Below are 18783 nucleotides of genomic sequence, written 5' to 3' on the forward strand. Positions count from 1 at the left end.
CTAATATTTTTATACTGAAATTCAAAAGGTCCGTTGCTTGGAACTTTTAAAACGGGTATAATTATCAACTATTTTGCTCTTACTTTTTGGTTACAAAAAACATTGGCTATTTTTAGCCATATTTTGGTAAAAGCCGATATTGAAGTGAATTGGAACACATATGCCTACCCCTTGGATTTAAGGCGGGTAGTTGTGATAAAATAAATATAGATGAAAATTGTTTCTTATAACGTAAATGGAATCAGGGCTGCGGTGAACAAAGGATTTTTGGATTGGCTAAAAACGGTAAATCCGGATGTGGTGTGCTTGCAGGAAATCAAGGCCAATCGGGATCAGTTGGATCTTACGGTCTTTGAGGCCTTGGGTTACCACTATCATTATTGGTACAGTGCCCAAAAGAAGGGATATAGCGGAGTGGCCATTCTTGCCAAAATACAACCGGACCATGTGGAGTATGGAACGGGAATAGACTATATGGATTTTGAGGGAAGAAACCTAAGGGCCGATTTTAATGGAGTTTCTGTCATGAGCCTTTATTTACCTTCAGGCACCAATATAGCCAGATTGGATCATAAATTACAATATATGGCCGATTTTCAGGACTATATCGACGATTTAAAAAAAGAAAAACCGAATCTTATTATTTGCGGGGATTATAACATATGTCACGAGGCAATAGATATTCATGACCCGGTTAGAAACAAAAATGTTTCCGGATTTTTACCTGTGGAAAGGGAGTGGATCGGCAATTTTATGGATAGTGGGTTTATAGATAGCTTTAGGCATTTTAATAAGGAGCCAGATAATTATACCTGGTGGAGCTATAGGGCAAACTCCAGAGCCAATAACAAGGGATGGAGATTGGATTATGGATTGGTCAGCAGGCCATTGGAGAGCCGTCTAAAACGTTCCGTTATTTTGTCGCAGGCCGTTCATAGCGATCATTGTCCCATACTGGTTGAATTGGACTAGTGCCGATGGTCTTTCCCTACATTGAATTTATAATAATAAAGTGATAATAGAATATGAAGTATACCAATCTCCCCCGAACCGATATTGAAGTAAGCAAAATATGTCTGGGAACCATGACCTGGGGCCGGCAAAATACAGAAGAAGAGGGTCACGAGCAGATGGATTATGCCCTGGAACAGGGAGTTAATTTTTTTGATACGGCGGAGTTGTACCCCATTCCCGCAACCAAGGAGCGATATGCGGATACCGAAAGAATTATAGGTAGTTGGTTTAAGAAGAAAAGAAACCGTGATAAGGTTATTTTGGCTTCCAAAATTGCTGGTAAGGCGGAAATGTCCAAGTTTATTAGAACTACAGGGTTTAACCGCGAAACCATAAAATCGGCCGTGGAAGGAAGTCTTATGCGTTTGCAGACAGATTACCTAGATCTATATCAATTGCACTGGCCGGACCGGACAACAAATTATTTCGGAAAAAGAGGTTATAAGTATAGTATCAATGACCATTGGGAAGACAATATCCATCAGATCTTGGAAGCGTTGAGAGACTTGGTTCGGGAAGGTAAAATTAGACATGTGGGCATTTCCAATGAGACTCCTTGGGGAGCCATGAGGTATTTGGAGGAAAGCAAGGTACATGCTAGTTTGCCCAGAATGATCACCATTCAGAATCCATATAGCCTTTTAAACCGTCTTTTTGAGGTTGGATTGGCAGAAATCTCACATCGTGAAGATTTGGGCCTGTTGGCTTATTCGCCTTTGGGTTTTGGCACCTTGAGCGGAAAGTACCTTGGAGGAAGAAAGCCTGAGAATTCTAGGATTGCCCTTTTTCCAAATTACAATAGGTATAGTAGTGATATGGCCATTAAGGCAACCCAAAAATATTATGAATTGGCCCAGGCCAACGATTTGTCATTGGCGCAAATGGCACTTGCCTTTGTAAATTCAAGACCCTTTTTAACCTCCAATATAATTGGTGCTACCAGTATGAACCAGTTGAAGGAAAATATTGGCAGTATAGAGGTAGAATTGAGCGAGGAACTGCTTAAAGATATTGAAGCGATCCATAATGAAATTCCAAATCCAGCTCCTTAACCCTATGATGGCATTGTATTTTTTAAAAGTAGGTTTTTGGCAACTGGGATTAATTGTTGTGGTTGTGGTACTGATGTTGGTTCTGGCAAGGATATTTAATTCAAAAAATTAATACTTGAACACTTGCTTAGGCAGGCGCTAAGAGAACAGACTATTGGCCACATCCTCGATTTTGGTAGCCAATTGTATTCTGATTTGTGTGTTTTTTAAGGTTATCTTGTTGTTTTTGGAAACATAGATAGTACTGAAACCCAATTTTTCTGCTTCCAAGATACGCTGATCTATACGTTGTACAGGCCTTATTTCACCGGCAAGACCTACCTCGGCAGCAAAACACACCCCTTTTTCTATGGGGATGTCCTCGTTACTGGAGAGGATGGCCGCAATAACGGCAAGATCAATGGCCGGATCGTCTACAGATATTCCCCCGGTAATATTGAGAAAGACATCTTTGGCCGCCAACTTAAATCCGGCCCTTTTTTCCAGGACGGCCAGAAGCATATTTAAACGCTTGGCATTGTAACCGGTAGTGGAGCGCTGTGGCGTTCCGTAAACCGCTGTGCTTACCAAGGCTTGTATTTCAATCATCAATGGGCGCATACCTTCCACGGTAGATGCTATGGATGTACCGCTTAAGCCTTCATCGTTCTTGGAAATCAGAATCTCGGACGGATTGTTGACCTCCCTCAAACCGCTGCCCTGCATTTCATATATTCCCAATTCGGAAGTAGATCCAAAACGGTTTTTAAGTGACCTTAGGATGCGGTATACATAATTTCTATCGCCCTCAAATTGCAGTACGGTATCTACCATATGCTCCAATATTTTGGGACCGGCAATGGTACCGTCTTTGGTGATATGACCAATGAGGATAACCGGTGTGTTGGTTTCCTTGGCGAATTTTATAAGTTCCGCGGTGCATTCGCGTATCTGGGAAATACTACCGGCCGTAGACTCAATGTAATCTGTATGTAGGGTTTGTATGGAATCTATGACCACAATATCCGGCTCAGTGGCTTCGATCTGTTGAAAGATATTCTGTGTTTTGGTTTCGGTTAGGATAAAACAAGTTTCGCTATTGGGGTGAATGCGATCGGCGCGCATTTTAATTTGCTTTTGACTCTCCTCACCTGAAACATATAAAGTTTTATAGGGAAGTTTAAGGGCTATTTGTAGTAACAATGTACTTTTCCCCACTCCCGGTTCCCCGCCCAAAAGGGTTAGGGAGCCAGGAACCAACCCTCCACCAAGAACCCTGTTGAATTCCAAATCGTAGGTGTTGAGCCTTACCTCCTTATCGATGCTAATTTCATTGACCCTTAATGGCCTTGCAATTTTTTTGGAGGGTTGGGAAGAACTTTTCCAGGATACTTTTTCCTCTTTCTGAATCACCTCTTCCACAACGGAGTTCCATTGCTTGCAAGCTCCACATTGTCCTACCCACTTGGCATATTGTGTTCCACAGTTCTGACAAAAAAAAGCGGTTTTTGTTTTGGCCATTATTCTAATTACGGTTTGCGCTAAGGTAGTAAGAAGTTTGAAAAGGACATACGGTTTTAAACACTTGGCTTAAATTGATACCAAGTGCATATAGGGTTTAACGGTAAGGATATTTGTCGCAACCTAGCAGCCCCAACAGGTAGCTATAGGGGTGTTCATCAAAGATTAAGAGGTAAAATTCGGATTCCAAGACTTTATTAAGTGGCCTTGGGCATTTTTTGGAAAAGTTTTTTAATATCCAAAATCCGCTTTGAGGGCATCAATTTTTTCCAAGGCCATTTCTTTGGTAAGAAAATCTATTTCTTCCATGCCAAAAGCTTTTTCAAATGTCCTAAGGGCCTTTTTGGGTTCGCCCAATTGCTCGTAATATTCAGCTTCAAAATAAAAGCCCAACATGGTATTGGGATACTCCTTTTTACAAAGGTCCGACAAGGGTTTTAGTGATTCAAAATCTTCCTTTTTTCTGGAGGCGGCGTAAATGGCCATGATGTCGTTTAGACTAGTCGTTTTTCTAAAGCCAAATAGATTTTCTATAGAAGTTTGTTTGTCCGCCAAATAATCAAAAACAGGTCCAACTTGGGTTAAGATCTTTTCTTTGTATTCTTTTGGACTTATAGGCTTGAACATTCCGAAGATATTGTCGAAAGCTTTCCCAATGCCGTAAGTGGCTACGGAAATATGGTCGGCGTTTTCGTATTTATCGAAGAAATAGTGCAAATTATCACTATCCATCCCTTTTAAGTTTTGATCCAATGTCAAGATCCTATTGCTATTTTCACTTTTTTCACCCTCCAAGATCAATTGGTAAAATATTTTCTTTTTCATCACCGATAATCTGGCAGGCACCCTAGTTTCCATTTCTGTGGCCAAATAGGGGGAAATACTTATATAGGCGTTAAATAGGGAATCGTCCTTAAAGAGGTAAAAATTTCCAAAATTGGCAGTAATATCATAACCTACGAACATCTTAAAGGGGGCCGTGCTGAATTTGGTTTCCAAATAGGGAATAAGTTCCATTCCCAAAAACTCGAAGAACAATTTGCCTTTTTCGGTGGGCAGGCCACTATCGGGCTCAAAGCCACAGTCCTGTTCCCTTAGGTTGTTTTTTGATTGATGAACACCAACTATAATAGCTTCGGGCATGCCGTGGAAGTTGCTGTAAAATTTTGCATTGGCCACCACTTGGTCAAATAGATATTCCCCATCCAGAACTACAATCACCGGATATTTTTTTTCTGCAGTGTAGCTTTCAGGGAAGTAGTATTGTACATCCCTCCGTTCCTGTAACTTGAAGGATTCGAAAATTTCTTGGGTTACCTGTGCATTGCTACCAAAGTAGACAAATAAGGCCAATAGGGTGAAAAAACGTTGCATAGAACAGAATTTGGGCAATAGAAGACTATTTGTTTCTGTTCCATAACGGTAAAATCAGAAAAGATATTGCGCCAAAAACCACTACCATTAAAGTTTGTGAAATCCACATAATCCATCCAAAAGCATCTCCTGATACCTTGCTGATGCCAAAAATTGCCAAAGCATGACTAATTACAATGGGGTAAATACCTACTCCGCCATTGGTAGTTGCCATTGCAAAAGCCCCCACAACAAATGCTACCATTAACTGACTTAAGGTTAAATTCAATGTTTCTGGGACAGTGTATTTAATGGCCCATAACATAGCAATATAGCAGCCCCAAATAAATAGAGTGTGAATTACAAAGGCCCATTTGTTTTTCATTTTAAATATGCTGAAAAGGCCATCCATAAGCCCTTTCAAAAAGTTCTTAATTTTTAAGGCGATTTTTTGTTGTGAATTTTTGATGACCAATAAAAAGAACACTAGGGCCAGAAGTCCAGCACCCATTAACAATAATAGGCCTCCAAAGTTAAATCCTTTTTCTAGAAGGAAGTCCATAATAATTTCGGTCTGTAATAAAAAAGTTATTGCAATAATGATCAATAACATAATTACATCAACCACTCTTTCGGTAACTATTGTTCCGAAACCTCTTTCAAAGGGGACTTCTTCATAAGTGGTCAAGGCTGTTGCCCGTAGAATGTCACCTGCCCTTGGAAAACCCAAGTTAGCAAAATAGGCCATCAGTATAATCAGTATATTGTTCCTGATTTTAGGTTTATAACCTAGTGGTGCCAATAAATAATTCCATCTTATGGCCCGGGAAACATGTCCAAGAATTCCAAGGACTATGGAAACCCCTACCCAAAAAGGATTGGCATTTGTAATATAAAAAAGAATCTGTTTCCTGTCTTCGGGCCCAGTTGACTGGTACCAGTACCATACTAAAAAAATACCCAATAAAATGGGCAGATACGTTTTTAAGGTTTTCTTTATGGAAGACTTCAAAACTAGGTCAAGAGATTGGTTTCCTCATTGGGGAAAACCAAGGATGGGTTAAATTTTTTGGCCAGTTCAATATCCATGGTGGCGTAGGTTATCAAAATCAAAACATCGCCTACTGCTACCTTTCTGGCGGCAGCACCATTCAATGTTATCTCACCACTGCCTCTGGTTCCAGGAATGGCATAGGTTTCTAGCCTTTCACCATTGTCGTTATTTACAATTTGCACCTTTTCACCTCTAATAATATTGGCCGCATCCATCAAATCTTCATCAATGGTAATACTGCCTATATAGTTAAGGTCAGCACCCGTCACTTTTACGCGGTGTATTTTAGATTTTACTACTTCTATTTGCATGGGACAAAGTTAATCATTTATGCCAATTGGATTTCCAATTTCAGTATGGTCTACATTTTGGAATTGGTTTTCAACTTTAAAGGGCAATGTTATCTATAAGCCTAACATCTCCCGCATATACGGCAATAAAGGCTCTGTATTTTGTTTTTTTATTTTTTCTTTTAACCGGTTTCAACTGGTCTTCATCTGCAATTTTAACATATTCCAGTTTTAATTTTGGATGGGCATTAAACTGTTTCTTTACCCAATCTACTGTAAAATTAGCACTTTTCGTGCCAAATTTTTGTTTGGCAGCTTTTAGGGTTTTGTATATAAAAGAAGCTTCTTGTCTTAATTGAGGGTCCAATCGTTCGTTTCTGGAACTCATGGCCAGCCCGTTGGCTTCCCGGACTATGGGGCAACCAATGATTTCTATAGGTAGATTGGTGATTTTTACCAGTTTTTTGATAATCTGGAGTTGTTGAAAATCCTTTTCCCCAAAGTAGGCCCTTGTTGGTGAGATTAAGCGCAATAGCTTTTCTACAATAGTTCCTACACCGTCAAAATGTCCTTCCCTGAATTCCCCTTCCATAACATTTTCCAATCCTTCAAAATTGTACGATTTGGAGCTAATGTCTCCAGAATACATTTCCCTGGCGGAAGGGGCAAAAACCACCATCCTATCGGTAACTCCTTTTAATATGGCTAAATCGGCTTCCAAAGTGTTTGGATACTTCTCTAAATCTTCCTTGTTGTTAAATTGGGTGGGGTTGACAAAAATGCTCACAACGGTGATGTCATTTTCCCCGACCGATCTTTGGACCAAGGACATATGTCCCATATGCAATGCCCCCATGGTTGGGACCAAACCAATCGATTTGGTTTTTTGTATGGAGTTTAGATAAGACTTAAGTTCCTTTTGTGAGTTAATTAGCTGCATTCGTTTTACTTAAAAGAGAGCAAACTTACTATAATTACTGCTAATCTGCATAATTTTTGTAATTTTGCACTTTCTCTTACTCTATTAATAAAATATTGCTTTTATGAATGGCAAAAAGATATTGTTTGTATCTTCAGAATTAGTACCCTATCTTCCAGAGAACGAAGTTTCCTTAATGTCTTACGAAACCCCAAGAATGGTCAATAGTAATGGTGGCCAGATAAGGATTTTTATGCCAAGGTTTGGGAATATCAATGAACGTAGGCATCAATTGCATGAGGTTATTAGGTTATCCGGGATGAATTTGGTGATTAATGATATGGATATGCCATTGATCATAAAAGTGGCCTCGATTCCCAGAGAGCGTATTCAGGTTTATTTCATTGATAATGATGAGTACTTTAAAAGAAAGGCCACCTTTACCGATGAGGACGGAAAGTTATTTCCGGATAATGACGAAAGGGCTATTTTCTTTGCCAAGGGTGTGGTAGAGACCGTCAAGAAATTGAATTGGTCTCCAGACATTATTCACGTCCATGGTTGGATGGCATCATTGTTGCCGCTCTATCTTAAAAAATTCTATGCGGACGAGCCTTTATTTGCCGAAAGCAAGATTATCATGTCTGTTTATGGGCAAGGATTTGATGGTACCTTGGATAAAGACCTAATTAAAAAGATTGCCTTCGACGGTGTTCCGGAAGAAAGTATAAAATCGCTTGAAGAGCCCAATTATAATAATTTGTTAAAAGTTGCTGTGGATTATGCCGATGCTGTTATTTTAGCTGCGGAAGATATTCCATCAGAATTGGAAGACTACATATCCAAGCTCGAAAAACCTGTTTTGCCGTTTGTGCCATTACAGGAGTTTGAGGAAGCTTACATGAATTTTTATAACACCAAAGTATTAAAATAATCTAAATGAATTTACTGAACAGATTAAAATTACCTACCGTGGTAGGTATATTGCTTGTTGTAGTCTTGTGGTCCTGTGAGGAGGATTTGACTACCGTTGGTAGTGGTGTGGTAGGTGGTGAACCATTTACAGCTGGCAAGGCGGTTTACGATGTTTTTGCCTACAATAAAAAGATAGAGGCGGTAAGGACCAATAAGTTACCGGTTTATCAAATAGGAAATTATACAGACCCAATTTATGGGAAAACCGAAGCCAGTATAACTACCCAGGTACAATTGTCCGCGGCAAACCCCACTTTTGGGAGTTATTCCGCACAAGTTGAAGAAACGGCCGATACGGATTCCAGTACGCTGACCATTAAAGAGAATGAGACGGTGAAGGAAGTTTTTCTGTTTATTCCTTTTTTAACCAATCCCAAGGGCGATAGGGATTTGGACGGTGTAGCGGATGAGTATGATGCCGACCCCGAGGATGCCAACAGCGATAGTGACGGGGATACCTTAACCGATATCCAGGAAAAGGCTCTGGGTACCGATCCCCTGAATAGGGATACGGATGGAGATGGTACCAATGATAACTTGGACGATGATACGGCGGTAAATAGGTTTCCGATAAAATATGATCTGGATAGTATTTTTGATGCCAATGGAGCTATTCCGGAATCCTTTAATCTTAAGGTGGAACGATCTACTTATTTCTTGAGGGATTTGGATCCCAATACCAATTTTCAGGAGGCCCAGCAGTATTATTCTTCCCAACAATTTTCTCCCGGCTTTGTGTCCGACCTTCTGTATGAAGGACCGGTCGAAATAAGCAATGTGGAAGAGTTGATTTTTAAGGAAGACGATCCGGAAACGGAAGATGTGGACGAATCCGAGGAAGCCCCTGTTAGAATTGCCCCTGGAATTAGGGTGCAACTGAATTCTTCATTTTTTCAGCAAAATATTTTGGATAAGGAAGGTTCTTCCGAGTTATTGAGCCAGGCTAATTTTGCTGAGTTTTTTAGAGGTGTCCATATGTCCATTCCGGACGATGTTTTGGTGATGTTGGACTTAACACAAGGGAATATTACTATAAAATACGAATATGATAGCGTAACCAGTTCAACAGATGCTACCGTAATCCAAAATGAGCGGGAATTTGTCCTAAACTTTATCAGGCGCGATACCAGCACTGGAGCAGTAATTGGGAATGCAGTGAATACCTTTATCAATGAGGCATACCCTACCGAAATATCCAATGGGTTGGACAATAGTGAAAATGCTTCAAAGATTTATTTGAAAGGTGGGGCCGGAAGTTATGCCCAGATCAAGCTTTTTGATGAAGTAAATGGTAGTGAAATCATTAACCAGATCAAGAATCGGAATTGGATAATAAATGAGGCCAATTTGGTGTTTTATGTTGACAGAAATTCTTTGGATGCAGCTGGGGGCACTATTGAACCTTCAAAATTATATTTGTACAAGGACAATACAAATGGACCGGTCTACAATCAATTCCTGGAATCTGAGGAGGATTTCAACGACGGTAATATTACCAACTATGACGGAAGTCTAAAAAAGGAAGGCGGCAAAGGCCAGAGTTATAAAATTAAGATTACCAATTATATTAACGATCTTATAGTAAGGGACTCTACCAATGCCACCCTGAATTTGGCATTGACTTCGGATATTAGGATTACAGCCACCGGAAAGGCCATGTTGGCGAATAGTACGGAGGGGGAAGTACCGGTAATGTCCTCTGTAAACCCTTTTGGGACCGTCCTTTACGGCAGTGATAATTTACCTAGTGGACAGGAAGGAAAAAAATTAAAACTCGAAATTTTCTACACCAAAGCAAATTAAAGGCAAAAAAAATACCACTTATAGTATTTTTACGTTAATTAACTAAAAGATAAAAGGTTTTAAATAACAAGCAGTTAAATTTGTTATGTAAAACCTTTTGTTAATTACTAACCATTAAATTTTGAATTATGTGTGGAATCGTAGGATATATAGGCCATAGGGATGCTTATCCCATTATTGTAAAAGGACTTCAACGTTTGGAGTACAGAGGTTATGATAGTGCCGGTATCGCATTATATGATGGAAGCGAAATAAATTTATCCAAGACGAAGGGGAAGGTAGAGGATCTAAAAAATAAGGCTAAAAGCACCATTTCCCTAGAAGGTAAACTGGGAATAGGCCATACAAGATGGGCTACGCATGGTGTCCCCAATGATGTTAATTCCCACCCGCATTATTCCAATTCTGGAGATTTGGTAATAATTCATAATGGTATAATTGAAAATTATGATTCCATAAAGAAGGAGTTGACAAAAAGGGGCTACACCTTTTCTTCAGAAACCGATACGGAAGTATTGGTAAATCTTATAGAAGAGGTTAAGCGCAAGGAAGGGGTAAAACTGGGTAAGGCTGTGCAAATTGCATTGAATGAGGTTGTTGGGGCGTATGCCATTGCAGTTTTTGACAAGCAAAAACCAGATGAAATAGTGGTGGCCAAATTGGGCAGTCCGTTAGCTATAGGTGTCGGGGAGAACGAATTTTTTATAGCATCCGATGCATCACCTTTTATAGAATTTACCAACAATGCCATTTATTTGGAAGATGAGGAAATGGCTGTCATTAGATTGGGCAAGGAAATTAAATTGAGGAAAATTAAGAACGATGCCATAGCCTACCCTTCAATTCAAGAATTGGCACTTAATCTTGAGGAAATTGAAAAGGGCGGTTTTGATCACTTTATGTTAAAGGAGATCTACGAACAGCCGAGGGCTATTTTGGATACCTATCGTGGACGTCTTTTGGCCAAGGAAGGGATAATTAAAATGGCAGGTATAGATGATAACCTGGAAAAATTCCTGAACGCCAATCGGATTATCATTGTTGCTTGTGGAACTTCTTGGCATGCCGGTTTGGTGGCCGAGTATATTTTTGAAGATTTGGCCAGAATACCTGTAGAGGTGGAATACGCCTCTGAATTCAGATATAGAAACCCGGTAATCACGGATAAGGATGTGCTGATTGCCATTTCACAATCGGGGGAAACGGCAGATACACTGGCCGCTATTAAATTGGCCAAGGAAAAAGGAGCCTTTGTGTTTGGAGTGTGTAATGTGGTTGGTTCTTCCATAGCTAGGGAAACCGATGCAGGTGCCTATACCCATGCCGGTCCGGAAATTGGAGTGGCTTCGACCAAGGCATTTACCACACAAATTACGGTACTGACCTTATTGGCGTTAAAATTGGCCAAGGAAAAAGGGATTTTCAATACTAGGCGTTTCCATGAGTATTTAACCGAATTGGAAAATATTCCCGGTAAAGTGGAGAAGGCACTGCTTTCAAATCCATTGGTCGAAATAATATCCAATGTCTATAAGGATTCTACCAATTGCCTTTATTTGGGAAGGGGATATAACTTTCCGGTAGCTTTGGAAGGTGCATTGAAATTGAAGGAGATTAGTTACATACATGCCGAGGGCTATCCCGCGGCAGAAATGAAGCACGGCCCAATTGCCCTTATAGATGAACATATGCCCGTAGTGGTAATTGCAACGAATAAGGGGCATTACGAAAAAGTAGTGAGCAATATTCAGGAAATAAAATCCCGTAAGGGTAAAATCATAGCGGTGGTTACGGAAGGGGATGTGCAGGTTAAGGAATTGGCAGACCATGTTATAGAAATTCCTGAGACCTTGGAGAGTTTAACTCCTTTGTTGACTACTATTCCGCTTCAATTGTTGTCATATCACATTGCGGTTATGAGAGGTTGCAATGTTGACCAGCCCCGTAACTTGGCCAAGTCGGTTACAGTGGAATAATTCTACCAAATAGATACTATATTGACATCCATAAATGATGGTCCAAAAGGGTCATTATATATGGATGTCATTTTTTTACAACCTATTTTTTGTCAAATATTCACTAATAAATGTTAAATTTTGAACAAAAAATACTATGCATGCATAATTTATTTGATTTTTTGTATTGTTAATTTGAAAATTAATGTATATTGCTAATTAGATGATTTCTTACCAATATCTAATACTAATTTAACTCAAATATCTTATGAGATCAATTCTTCTATTATCCTTTTTCATGTTTGGAATGTTGGCGTATTCACAAACGACAATTAAAGGGAATGTGGTGGACCAAAATAATGATCCAGTTCCTGGTGCCAATATTGTAATTGTAGGCAAAGCCATTGGTACGGTAACAGATTTTGATGGAAATTTCTTATTGAACACAAGTGAGAATCCCCCATTTACCTTAAACATTACCAGTATTGGATTTGTGGCTTCCACAGCCAACATCACTCAAAGCAATCAAACTATTTCGGTCACCTTAAATGAAGCGCAAACAAGTTTGGACGAGGTGGTTATTTCTGCTTCTAGAACGCCTGAGCGTATTTTTGAATCTCCCGTTACCGTGGAAAGATTTGGACTAAGGGATATTCAGAGTACAGCCTCGGCCGATTTCTATGATGGCTTGGAGAATTTGAAGGGAGTGGACATCAATACCAATAGTTTAACATTTAAGGCTATTAATACAAGGGGTTTTGCCACTTTTGCCAACACTCGTTTTATGCAGTTGGTAGATGGTATGGACAACTCAACCCCAGCCCTTAACTTCCCAATGGGTAATCTTATAGGGATGATAGAAACGGATGTGCTCAGTGTTGAATTGCTTCCAGGAGCTTCCTCTGCCCTATATGGGGCAAATGCCTTTAACGGAATACTGTTTATGCGAAGTAAAAGTCCTTTTGATTACACAGGGATAAGTGCCTATGCCAAAAAGGGGATTACCTCGCAGGAAGCGGCGGGTGATAATGCTTATACCGATTTTGGTATTAGAGCTGCCCATAAGTTTAGTGATAAGTTTGCGGGAAAAGTCAATTTCTCCTATTTAAGAGGAACGGATTGGGCTGCAAATAATGAAATGGGAAAAGCCGGTGGCGGAGCCACTAGGGCTTCAACCGACTATGATGGTATAAATGTCTATGGGGATGAGGTTTCCGAAAATATGCAGGTGGTGGCCGCCAAATTAGTTGAAGCGGGTCTTTTAAATCCGGCTGCAGTGCCGTTGATTCCTTCACAAGTAATAAGTAGGACTGGATATAATGAAGGCGATCTTACCGATTATAAGGCGGAAAGTGTAAAAGCGGATTGGGGTCTTTATTATCGTCCTTTTGAGGATGATTTTGAAATAGCCTATGTGGGAAAGGTAGGAAAGGGAAATACCATTTATCAAGGTACCAATAGGTATAATATTGATGGCTTTTTTATGCAGCAGCATAAATTGGAAATTAAAAATGACAACTTCTTTGTGAGGGGATATTTTAATGAAGATAAGGCCGGGGATTCCTATGACATGGTTTTTACCGGGGTAAATATCAATGAAATTTGGAAGGATAGAAGTACTTGGTTTGGTCAGTATGTGGGTACCTATGTAGGAGCCGTTTCCCAAAATGTTCCTGCCGAACAGGCGCATATACTAGCCAGGCAAGCTGCCGATACAGGACGTTTCCTTCCGGGGACACCAGAATTTGAGAGTGCTTTTAATAGGGTAATCAATGACCCGGACCTAACTACAGGGTCTAAGTTTCAGGATAATTCCAAATTTTATCATGCCGATGCCAATTACAATTTTAGCCATTTAATAGATTTTGCCGAAATCCAGTTAGGTGGGGCCTATAGGCAATACAAATTAAATTCTTCCGGAACTATTTATACGGATGCCGACGGACCTATTACCTATTCTGAGTATGGACTTTATACGCAAGTGCAAAAGAAGTTTATGGAGGATGACCGTCTTAAGTTAACAGCTTCCTTACGTTATGACAAATCCGAACTGTTCGATGGGTTTTTCTCTCCAAGAGTGTCTTTGGGGTATACGGCCGGTGAAAGCGGTAATCACAATTTAAGGGCATCCTATCAGACCGGGTTCAGAAACCCCACCACCCAGGATTTATATATTGGATTGAATGCAGGTAGAGGTATATTGGTAGGTAGTGCCCCGGACAATCCTGCCAGGGACGTTAGGACTTTTGATTTGAGTCCGACAGGAACGGCCATAATAGGAAGTCCAACCCTCGACTTTAGTGGGGAAGGGATTTATAACAACTCTTTTACGGCAAGTTCAGCTGTGGCATTTGCGGCAAGTAGAAATCCGGCTGACTTGGTCATAGCAAATCCGGATTTTGTAAAACCGGAACAGGTTACCTCCTATGAGGTGGGATATCGCGGAAAATTAAATAAGGTTACCTTGGATGTTAGCGCCTATTACAGCGCCTATAAGGACTTCCTTTCAGGACAAAACGTGGTAGTGCCCTTTTATGGAGACGTGCAACTTACCCAAACGGTGCCTACTCCAGGTGGGCCATTACCTGCTGCCATAGTAGCATTGGGAAGTGGCGATTTTCAAGGATATCAATCCTACACCAATACGGACGCCAAAGTAAATTCTTATGGTGCCGCTCTTGGAGTTGATGTGAAAATTTGGGGCAATTATGACCTTGGAATGAACTATACCTATGCTAAATTGGATTTTGACCAAGAGGATGACCCTGATTTCATGACCAGTTTTAATACTCCCGAACATAAGGTGAAGGCTTCTTTCGGAAATACGGCCATAGTTAAAAATTTTGGATTCAATGTGGCTTGGAGATGGAGCGACACCTATTTATGGGAAGCTACCTTTGGTAACGGACAAATTCCGGCCTACCATGTAGTGGATGCGCAAATAAGTTATAACGCACCAAGTATAAAATCGGCATTTAAACTGGGTGCTTCCAATGTATTGGGAGATGAATATTACACAGCCTTTGGAACAGGATATATTGGATCCCAGTATTACGTTTCCTGGACCATTAATCCATAACATATTGTAATATAAAGGATATAATTTAAAGAAAAATGGCGTCAAATTATTTGACGCCATTTTTCTTGGTAAAAAAAGGATAAAAGTAGTTTCCATTTTAAGAAGGAAAACATATCTTTGCAGCCTTAAAAACAAAGCGGTAAGTCGCGCTGTTTTTATTTTAAAGATAACAGTAAAACGTAAATACTCAAGTAATGTCTAAAGTTACAGGTAAAGTTTCTCAAATCATCGGCCCGGTAGTTGATGTTGAATTTCAGTCCGGAACGGACCTTCCCAGAATTTATGATTCTTTGGAAATTGTCAACAAGGATGGTTCCAAGTTGATTTTGGAAGTACAGTCACATGTTGGTGAAAATACGGTCAGGACTATTTCTATGGATTCAACAGATGGTCTAAGTAGGGGAGTCGGTGTAGAGGCAACAGGAAGCGCAATCCAGATGCCGATAGGCGATGCTGTTTACGGGCGTCTATTTAATGTAATTGGCGACGCTATAGATGGTCTTGGAGATTTGCCAAAAGCCGGTAAAGACGGTCTTCCAATCCACAGGGATGCGCCTAAATTTGAGGATTTATCTACTTCTACGGAAGTTTTGTTTACTGGAATTAAAGTAATTGATTTGATCGAGCCTTATGCAAAGGGTGGTAAGATTGGTTTATTCGGTGGTGCGGGTGTTGGTAAAACAGTACTTATCCAGGAATTGATCAACAACATTGCAAAAGGTCATGGTGGACTTTCTGTTTTCGCCGGGGTAGGTGAGCGTACTCGTGAGGGGAACGATTTACTTCGTGAAATGTTGGAGTCCGGAATTATAAAATATGGTGATGATTTCTTGCATTCTATGGAAGAAGGCGGATGGGATCTATCCAAAGTTGATAAAAAAGTAATGAAGGATTCCAAAGCGACATTCGTTTTTGGACAAATGAACGAACCTCCTGGTGCCCGTGCCCGTGTAGCCTTGTCCGGATTGACCATTGCAGAATATTTCCGTGATGGTGCAGGTGAAGGTCAGGGAAAAGACGTTCTTTTCTTCGTAGATAATATATTCCGTTTTACGCAAGCCGGTTCGGAAGTATCGGCCCTATTGGGACGTATGCCGTCAGCGGTAGGTTACCAACCAACTTTGGCAACGGAGATGGGTGCTATGCAAGAGCGTATTACATCAACCAAAAGAGGCTCCATTACATCGGTACAGGCGGTTTACGTACCTGCGGATGATTTAACGGATCCAGCTCCGGCAACAACATTTGCCCATTTGGATGCTACTACGGTATTATCCCGTAAAATTGCGGAATTGGGAATTTACCCTGCGGTGGATCCATTGGATTCAACTTCAAGGATTTTGACTGCCGAGATATTGGGGAAAGATCATTATGCCTGTGCCCAAAGGGTAAAGGAGTTATTGCAACGATATAAGGAACTTCAGGATATTATTGCCATCCTAGGTATGGAGGAATTATCCGAAGAGGATAAATTGGCCGTAGGTAGGGCAAGACGTGTACAGCGTTTCCTATCCCAGCCGTTCCACGTAGCTGAGCAATTTACCGGTATCCCAGGAGTTTTGGTAGATATTAAGGAGACTATTAAAGGGTTTAATATGATTATGGATGGGGAATTGGATCATCTTCCAGAATCTGCATTTAACCTTAAAGGTACCATTGAAGAGGCTATTGAAGCTGGAGAGAAAATGCTTGCTGAAGCGTAAATGAGTAGGTAGTAATCAGTGATCGATTGACAGGATCCGATTGAATACTGAGTGCTGAATACTGAATACTAAAATAATATGTATCTAGAAATTGTATCGCCAGAGGCTACTTTGTTTGCCGGAGAAGTTACTGCAGTAACCGTTCCTGGAATTGATGGTGAATTTCAAATGTTGAACAACCACGCCCCTATCGTTTCCCTATTGCAGGAAGGAAAGGTAAGGATAAAAGGAAATGTTGTGCTGGAAGAGGCTTATGAGAACAAGTTCTCCAAAGCTCCCAATGGGGATACTATCCTGGCCATAAACAGTGGTACTGTTGAAATGAAGAACAATAAAGTTATTGTATTGGCAGATTAAGAAAATTTGATGCCAATAAAAAATAAGCAAAAAGCCATACGTTTCGTATGGCTTTTGTCGTTTTAAAGCAGATGGCTAAAGGCAAAATTATTATATCGGAAGGTGTTAGGCCCCTGTGGCAAACCCTAGTGGCCGCGGCCTTTTATACGGTGACCTTTATTTTACTGGCCATGTTCTTTTTTGGTTATGGGATATTTCCGGAGAATGGAATGGATAACAGGTGGAATTTTGGGGTGTTCTATCTTGCCGTAGCCTGCGCGTCCCAAGGCATTTTATTTTCGAGTGTAAAAAGTATTTTTTTCGATCTGGAGAATCGCAATTATAAGGAAGAATATCGTGTGGGTCCCTGTGCTGTTGGTAGATGGAAAGCCCTTCCCGCCATAGAATATGTATCCGTCTTTAGACAGTTAAAGGCAAATGGCACCTATACTTATGAGGTAAATTTGTGGGTAAAAGGGAATAAAAGCTTTACCATTTATGAAACGAATGATATGGCCATTACATTTGCCATGGGCGAAAGCACCGCAAAGGCATTAAAAGTAAATCTATTGGATGCAACGGTGCCCAATAACTACAAGTGGATCAATTTTTAGAGGCCTTGTTAAAGGACTAGTTTTTAAACTGGATGGTGCGTTGCGATTTAGAACTTTGAACGGCTGCTTCCAGAATTTCCATGGTAATCATATTGTTTTCCAAGGAATAGGGATCGTAAGAACCAAGGGTAGTTTCCCCTCTTATCACCGAGGCAAACAAGGCAAAGGGTTCATCATATGGGGCCTCCCTTTCCGCAAGTTTAAAAGCCTCTTCCTTATAGCCGCCATAGCCTTCAGCAATCCTAACTCTCAGATCATGGCGGTTATCGGCATAAATAGCACCTTTTACTCCATAGATCTCCATATCCTTACGGCCAATGGGCCAATTCCATGAAGGTTCCAAAATGGCCATGGCACTGTCATAGGTAAGTATTATGGTTGCATCATCATCTACTTTGGGGTTGTTTTCGGGTTGTAACTGTTGGGTCACTGCGGTAACCGAATTGGGCCTTTTACCCTGTTGTAACCAGGTCATGAGGTTGGCACCGTAGCATCCGAAATCCATGATGGCCCCACCCCCATTGAGTTTGGGGTCGGTTAGGAATTTCAAAAATTCGGCACTTACCCCAATATTTTTGGGCCCTTTATGTCCATCGCGTACAATTACTTTTCTAAGTTCGCCTACTGTGCCTTCTTGCAGAAGTTCATAGGCCTTTAGATTGGTAGGATACCAGGAGGTCTCATAATTGGTGAGCAGTTGAATCTTATGTTTTTTGGCCAGCGCTTCCATTTTTTTGGCATGTTCCAAGTTAACAGCCAAAGGTTTTTCCACCATAACGTGGATACCTTTTGGGGCACAGGTTTCTACGATGGACAAATGATCGTATATATTTCCAAAGCCTGCCACGGCTTCGGGTTTTACGGCGGCAATCATCTCTTCCATGGTATTGAACACCATTTCCATGGGAAAGCCGTGACTCTTGGAAAGTCGCTGTGCCAGATCGCGATCGGTCTCTACGATGCCTACCATAATCACATCATCCTTAGCCTCCCTGCTTAATATCCAGCCAACATGCCCATGGGAAAGGCCTACAACTCCCAATTTTATTGGTTTTTCCTGCGCAAAAACGTTTGTAAGCGTCAAAAAAATAACACAAAAGGAAAGTATAAACGTGTTTTTCATGATTATTCAACTA

At 40.6% G+C, this 18783-nt stretch carries 15 protein-coding genes; 9 read left to right on the forward strand and 6 right to left on the reverse strand.

The genetic code is table 11. The annotated features are described in order from the left end of the window. The first annotated feature begins 210 nt into the window (after positions 1–210). Positions 211–972 (forward strand): exodeoxyribonuclease III, encoded by a 762-nt coding sequence (locus C7972_RS01615; protein WP_110354452.1) that lies wholly within the window; start codon positions 211–213, stop codon positions 970–972. A 53-nt stretch (positions 973–1025) separates the two neighbouring features. Beyond that, on the forward strand, positions 1026–2066 hold the full coding sequence (locus tag C7972_RS01620) for an NADP(H)-dependent aldo-keto reductase (protein ID WP_110354453.1): 1041 nt from the start codon (positions 1026–1028) through the stop codon (positions 2064–2066). 138 nt (positions 2067–2204) lie between these two features. Here the strand turns inward: C7972_RS01620 and radA are convergent, their stop codons facing one another. The 5 genes from radA to panC all read right to left on the reverse strand — a co-directional run bounded on the left by radA (position 2205) and on the right by panC (position 7203). Then, on the reverse strand, positions 2205–3566 hold the full coding sequence (radA, locus tag C7972_RS01625) for a DNA repair protein RadA (RefSeq protein WP_110354454.1): 1362 nt from the start codon (positions 3564–3566) through the stop codon (positions 2205–2207). A 231-nt stretch (positions 3567–3797) separates the two neighbouring features. Beyond that, positions 3798–4940, reverse strand: coding sequence for an alpha/beta hydrolase (locus C7972_RS01630; protein ID WP_110354455.1), 1143 nt, complete (start codon positions 4938–4940; stop codon positions 3798–3800). A gap of 25 nt (positions 4941–4965) precedes the next feature. Then, positions 4966–5931 carry a lysylphosphatidylglycerol synthase transmembrane domain-containing protein gene (locus C7972_RS01635; protein WP_110354456.1) on the reverse strand — a complete coding sequence of 322 codons (966 nt, stop codon included), beginning with the start codon at positions 5929–5931 and terminating at the stop codon, positions 4966–4968. Positions 5932–5933: 2 nt separating this feature from the next. Next, complete coding sequence (gene panD / locus C7972_RS01640; RefSeq protein ID WP_110354457.1) at positions 5934–6284, reverse strand: aspartate 1-decarboxylase; 351 nt, start codon at positions 6282–6284, stop codon at positions 5934–5936. 76 nt (positions 6285–6360) lie between these two features. Continuing rightward, positions 6361–7203, reverse strand: coding sequence for a pantoate--beta-alanine ligase (gene panC / locus C7972_RS01645; RefSeq protein ID WP_110354458.1), 843 nt, complete (start codon positions 7201–7203; stop codon positions 6361–6363). 103 nt (positions 7204–7306) lie between these two features. Between panC and C7972_RS01650 the strand changes: the two genes are divergently transcribed. The 7 genes from C7972_RS01650 to C7972_RS01680 all read left to right on the forward strand — a co-directional run bounded on the left by C7972_RS01650 (position 7307) and on the right by C7972_RS01680 (position 17647). Continuing rightward, positions 7307–8116, forward strand: coding sequence for a glycogen/starch synthase (locus C7972_RS01650; RefSeq protein WP_110354459.1), 810 nt, complete (start codon positions 7307–7309; stop codon positions 8114–8116). Between the two features lie 5 nt (positions 8117–8121). Then, positions 8122–9960, forward strand: a complete 1839-nt coding sequence (locus tag C7972_RS01655; protein ID WP_110354460.1) for a DUF4270 domain-containing protein — start codon at positions 8122–8124, stop codon at positions 9958–9960. A 128-nt stretch (positions 9961–10088) separates the two neighbouring features. Then, positions 10089–11936: a glutamine--fructose-6-phosphate transaminase (isomerizing) gene (glmS, locus tag C7972_RS01660; RefSeq protein WP_110354461.1), complete on the forward strand. Its 1848-nt coding sequence runs from the start codon at positions 10089–10091 to the stop codon at positions 11934–11936. Positions 11937–12183: 247 nt separating this feature from the next. Continuing rightward, a complete protein-coding gene (locus tag C7972_RS01665; RefSeq protein WP_110354462.1) occupies positions 12184–14994 on the forward strand; it encodes a TonB-dependent receptor domain-containing protein in 2811 nt (936 codons plus the stop codon). Positions 14995–15188: 194 nt separating this feature from the next. Next, complete coding sequence (gene atpD, locus C7972_RS01670; protein ID WP_110354463.1) at positions 15189–16697, forward strand: F0F1 ATP synthase subunit beta; 1509 nt, start codon at positions 15189–15191, stop codon at positions 16695–16697. 78 nt (positions 16698–16775) lie between these two features. Next, positions 16776–17054, forward strand: a complete 279-nt coding sequence (locus tag C7972_RS01675; protein ID WP_110354464.1) for a F0F1 ATP synthase subunit epsilon — start codon at positions 16776–16778, stop codon at positions 17052–17054. A 47-nt stretch (positions 17055–17101) separates the two neighbouring features. Continuing rightward, positions 17102–17647, forward strand: coding sequence for a hypothetical protein (locus C7972_RS01680; RefSeq protein WP_146216254.1), 546 nt, complete (start codon positions 17102–17104; stop codon positions 17645–17647). Between the two features lie 16 nt (positions 17648–17663). On the opposite strand, the gene C7972_RS01685 is transcribed toward C7972_RS01680, so the two are convergent. After that, positions 17664–18770: a Gfo/Idh/MocA family protein gene (locus C7972_RS01685; RefSeq protein WP_110354466.1), complete on the reverse strand. Its 1107-nt coding sequence runs from the start codon at positions 18768–18770 to the stop codon at positions 17664–17666. Positions 18771–18783: the final 13 nt, after the last annotated feature.

Origin of the sequence: Arenibacter sp. ARW7G5Y1, assembly GCF_003201775.1 — a bacterium.
GTDB lineage: Bacteria > Bacteroidota > Bacteroidia > Flavobacteriales > Flavobacteriaceae > Arenibacter.

Bases quoted from the DNA above. Each gene is read 5' to 3' on its own strand.
- C7972_RS01615 (WP_110354452.1), top strand. From the start codon at position 211: ATGAAAATTGTTTCTTATAACGTAAATGGAATCAGGGCTGCGGTGAAC.
- C7972_RS01620 (WP_110354453.1), top strand. From the start codon at position 1,026: ATGAAGTATACCAATCTCCCCCGAACCGATATTGAAGTAAGCAAAATA.
- radA (WP_110354454.1), bottom strand. From the start codon at position 3,566: ATGGCCAAAACAAAAACCGCTTTTTTTTGTCAGAACTGTGGAACACAA.
- C7972_RS01630 (WP_110354455.1), bottom strand. From the start codon at position 4,940: ATGCAACGTTTTTTCACCCTATTGGCCTTATTTGTCTACTTTGGTAGC.
- panD (WP_110354457.1), bottom strand. From the start codon at position 6,284: ATGCAAATAGAAGTAGTAAAATCTAAAATACACCGCGTAAAAGTGACG.
- panC (WP_110354458.1), bottom strand. From the start codon at position 7,203: ATGCAGCTAATTAACTCACAAAAGGAACTTAAGTCTTATCTAAACTCC.
- C7972_RS01650 (WP_110354459.1), top strand. From the start codon at position 7,307: ATGAATGGCAAAAAGATATTGTTTGTATCTTCAGAATTAGTACCCTAT.
- C7972_RS01655 (WP_110354460.1), top strand. From the start codon at position 8,122: ATGAATTTACTGAACAGATTAAAATTACCTACCGTGGTAGGTATATTG.
- glmS (WP_110354461.1), top strand. From the start codon at position 10,089: ATGTGTGGAATCGTAGGATATATAGGCCATAGGGATGCTTATCCCATT.
- C7972_RS01665 (WP_110354462.1), top strand. From the start codon at position 12,184: ATGAGATCAATTCTTCTATTATCCTTTTTCATGTTTGGAATGTTGGCG.
- atpD (WP_110354463.1), top strand. From the start codon at position 15,189: ATGTCTAAAGTTACAGGTAAAGTTTCTCAAATCATCGGCCCGGTAGTT.
- C7972_RS01675 (WP_110354464.1), top strand. From the start codon at position 16,776: ATGTATCTAGAAATTGTATCGCCAGAGGCTACTTTGTTTGCCGGAGAA.
- C7972_RS01680 (WP_146216254.1), top strand. From the start codon at position 17,102: ATGGCTTTTGTCGTTTTAAAGCAGATGGCTAAAGGCAAAATTATTATA.
- C7972_RS01685 (WP_110354466.1), bottom strand. From the start codon at position 18,770: ATGAAAAACACGTTTATACTTTCCTTTTGTGTTATTTTTTTGACGCTT.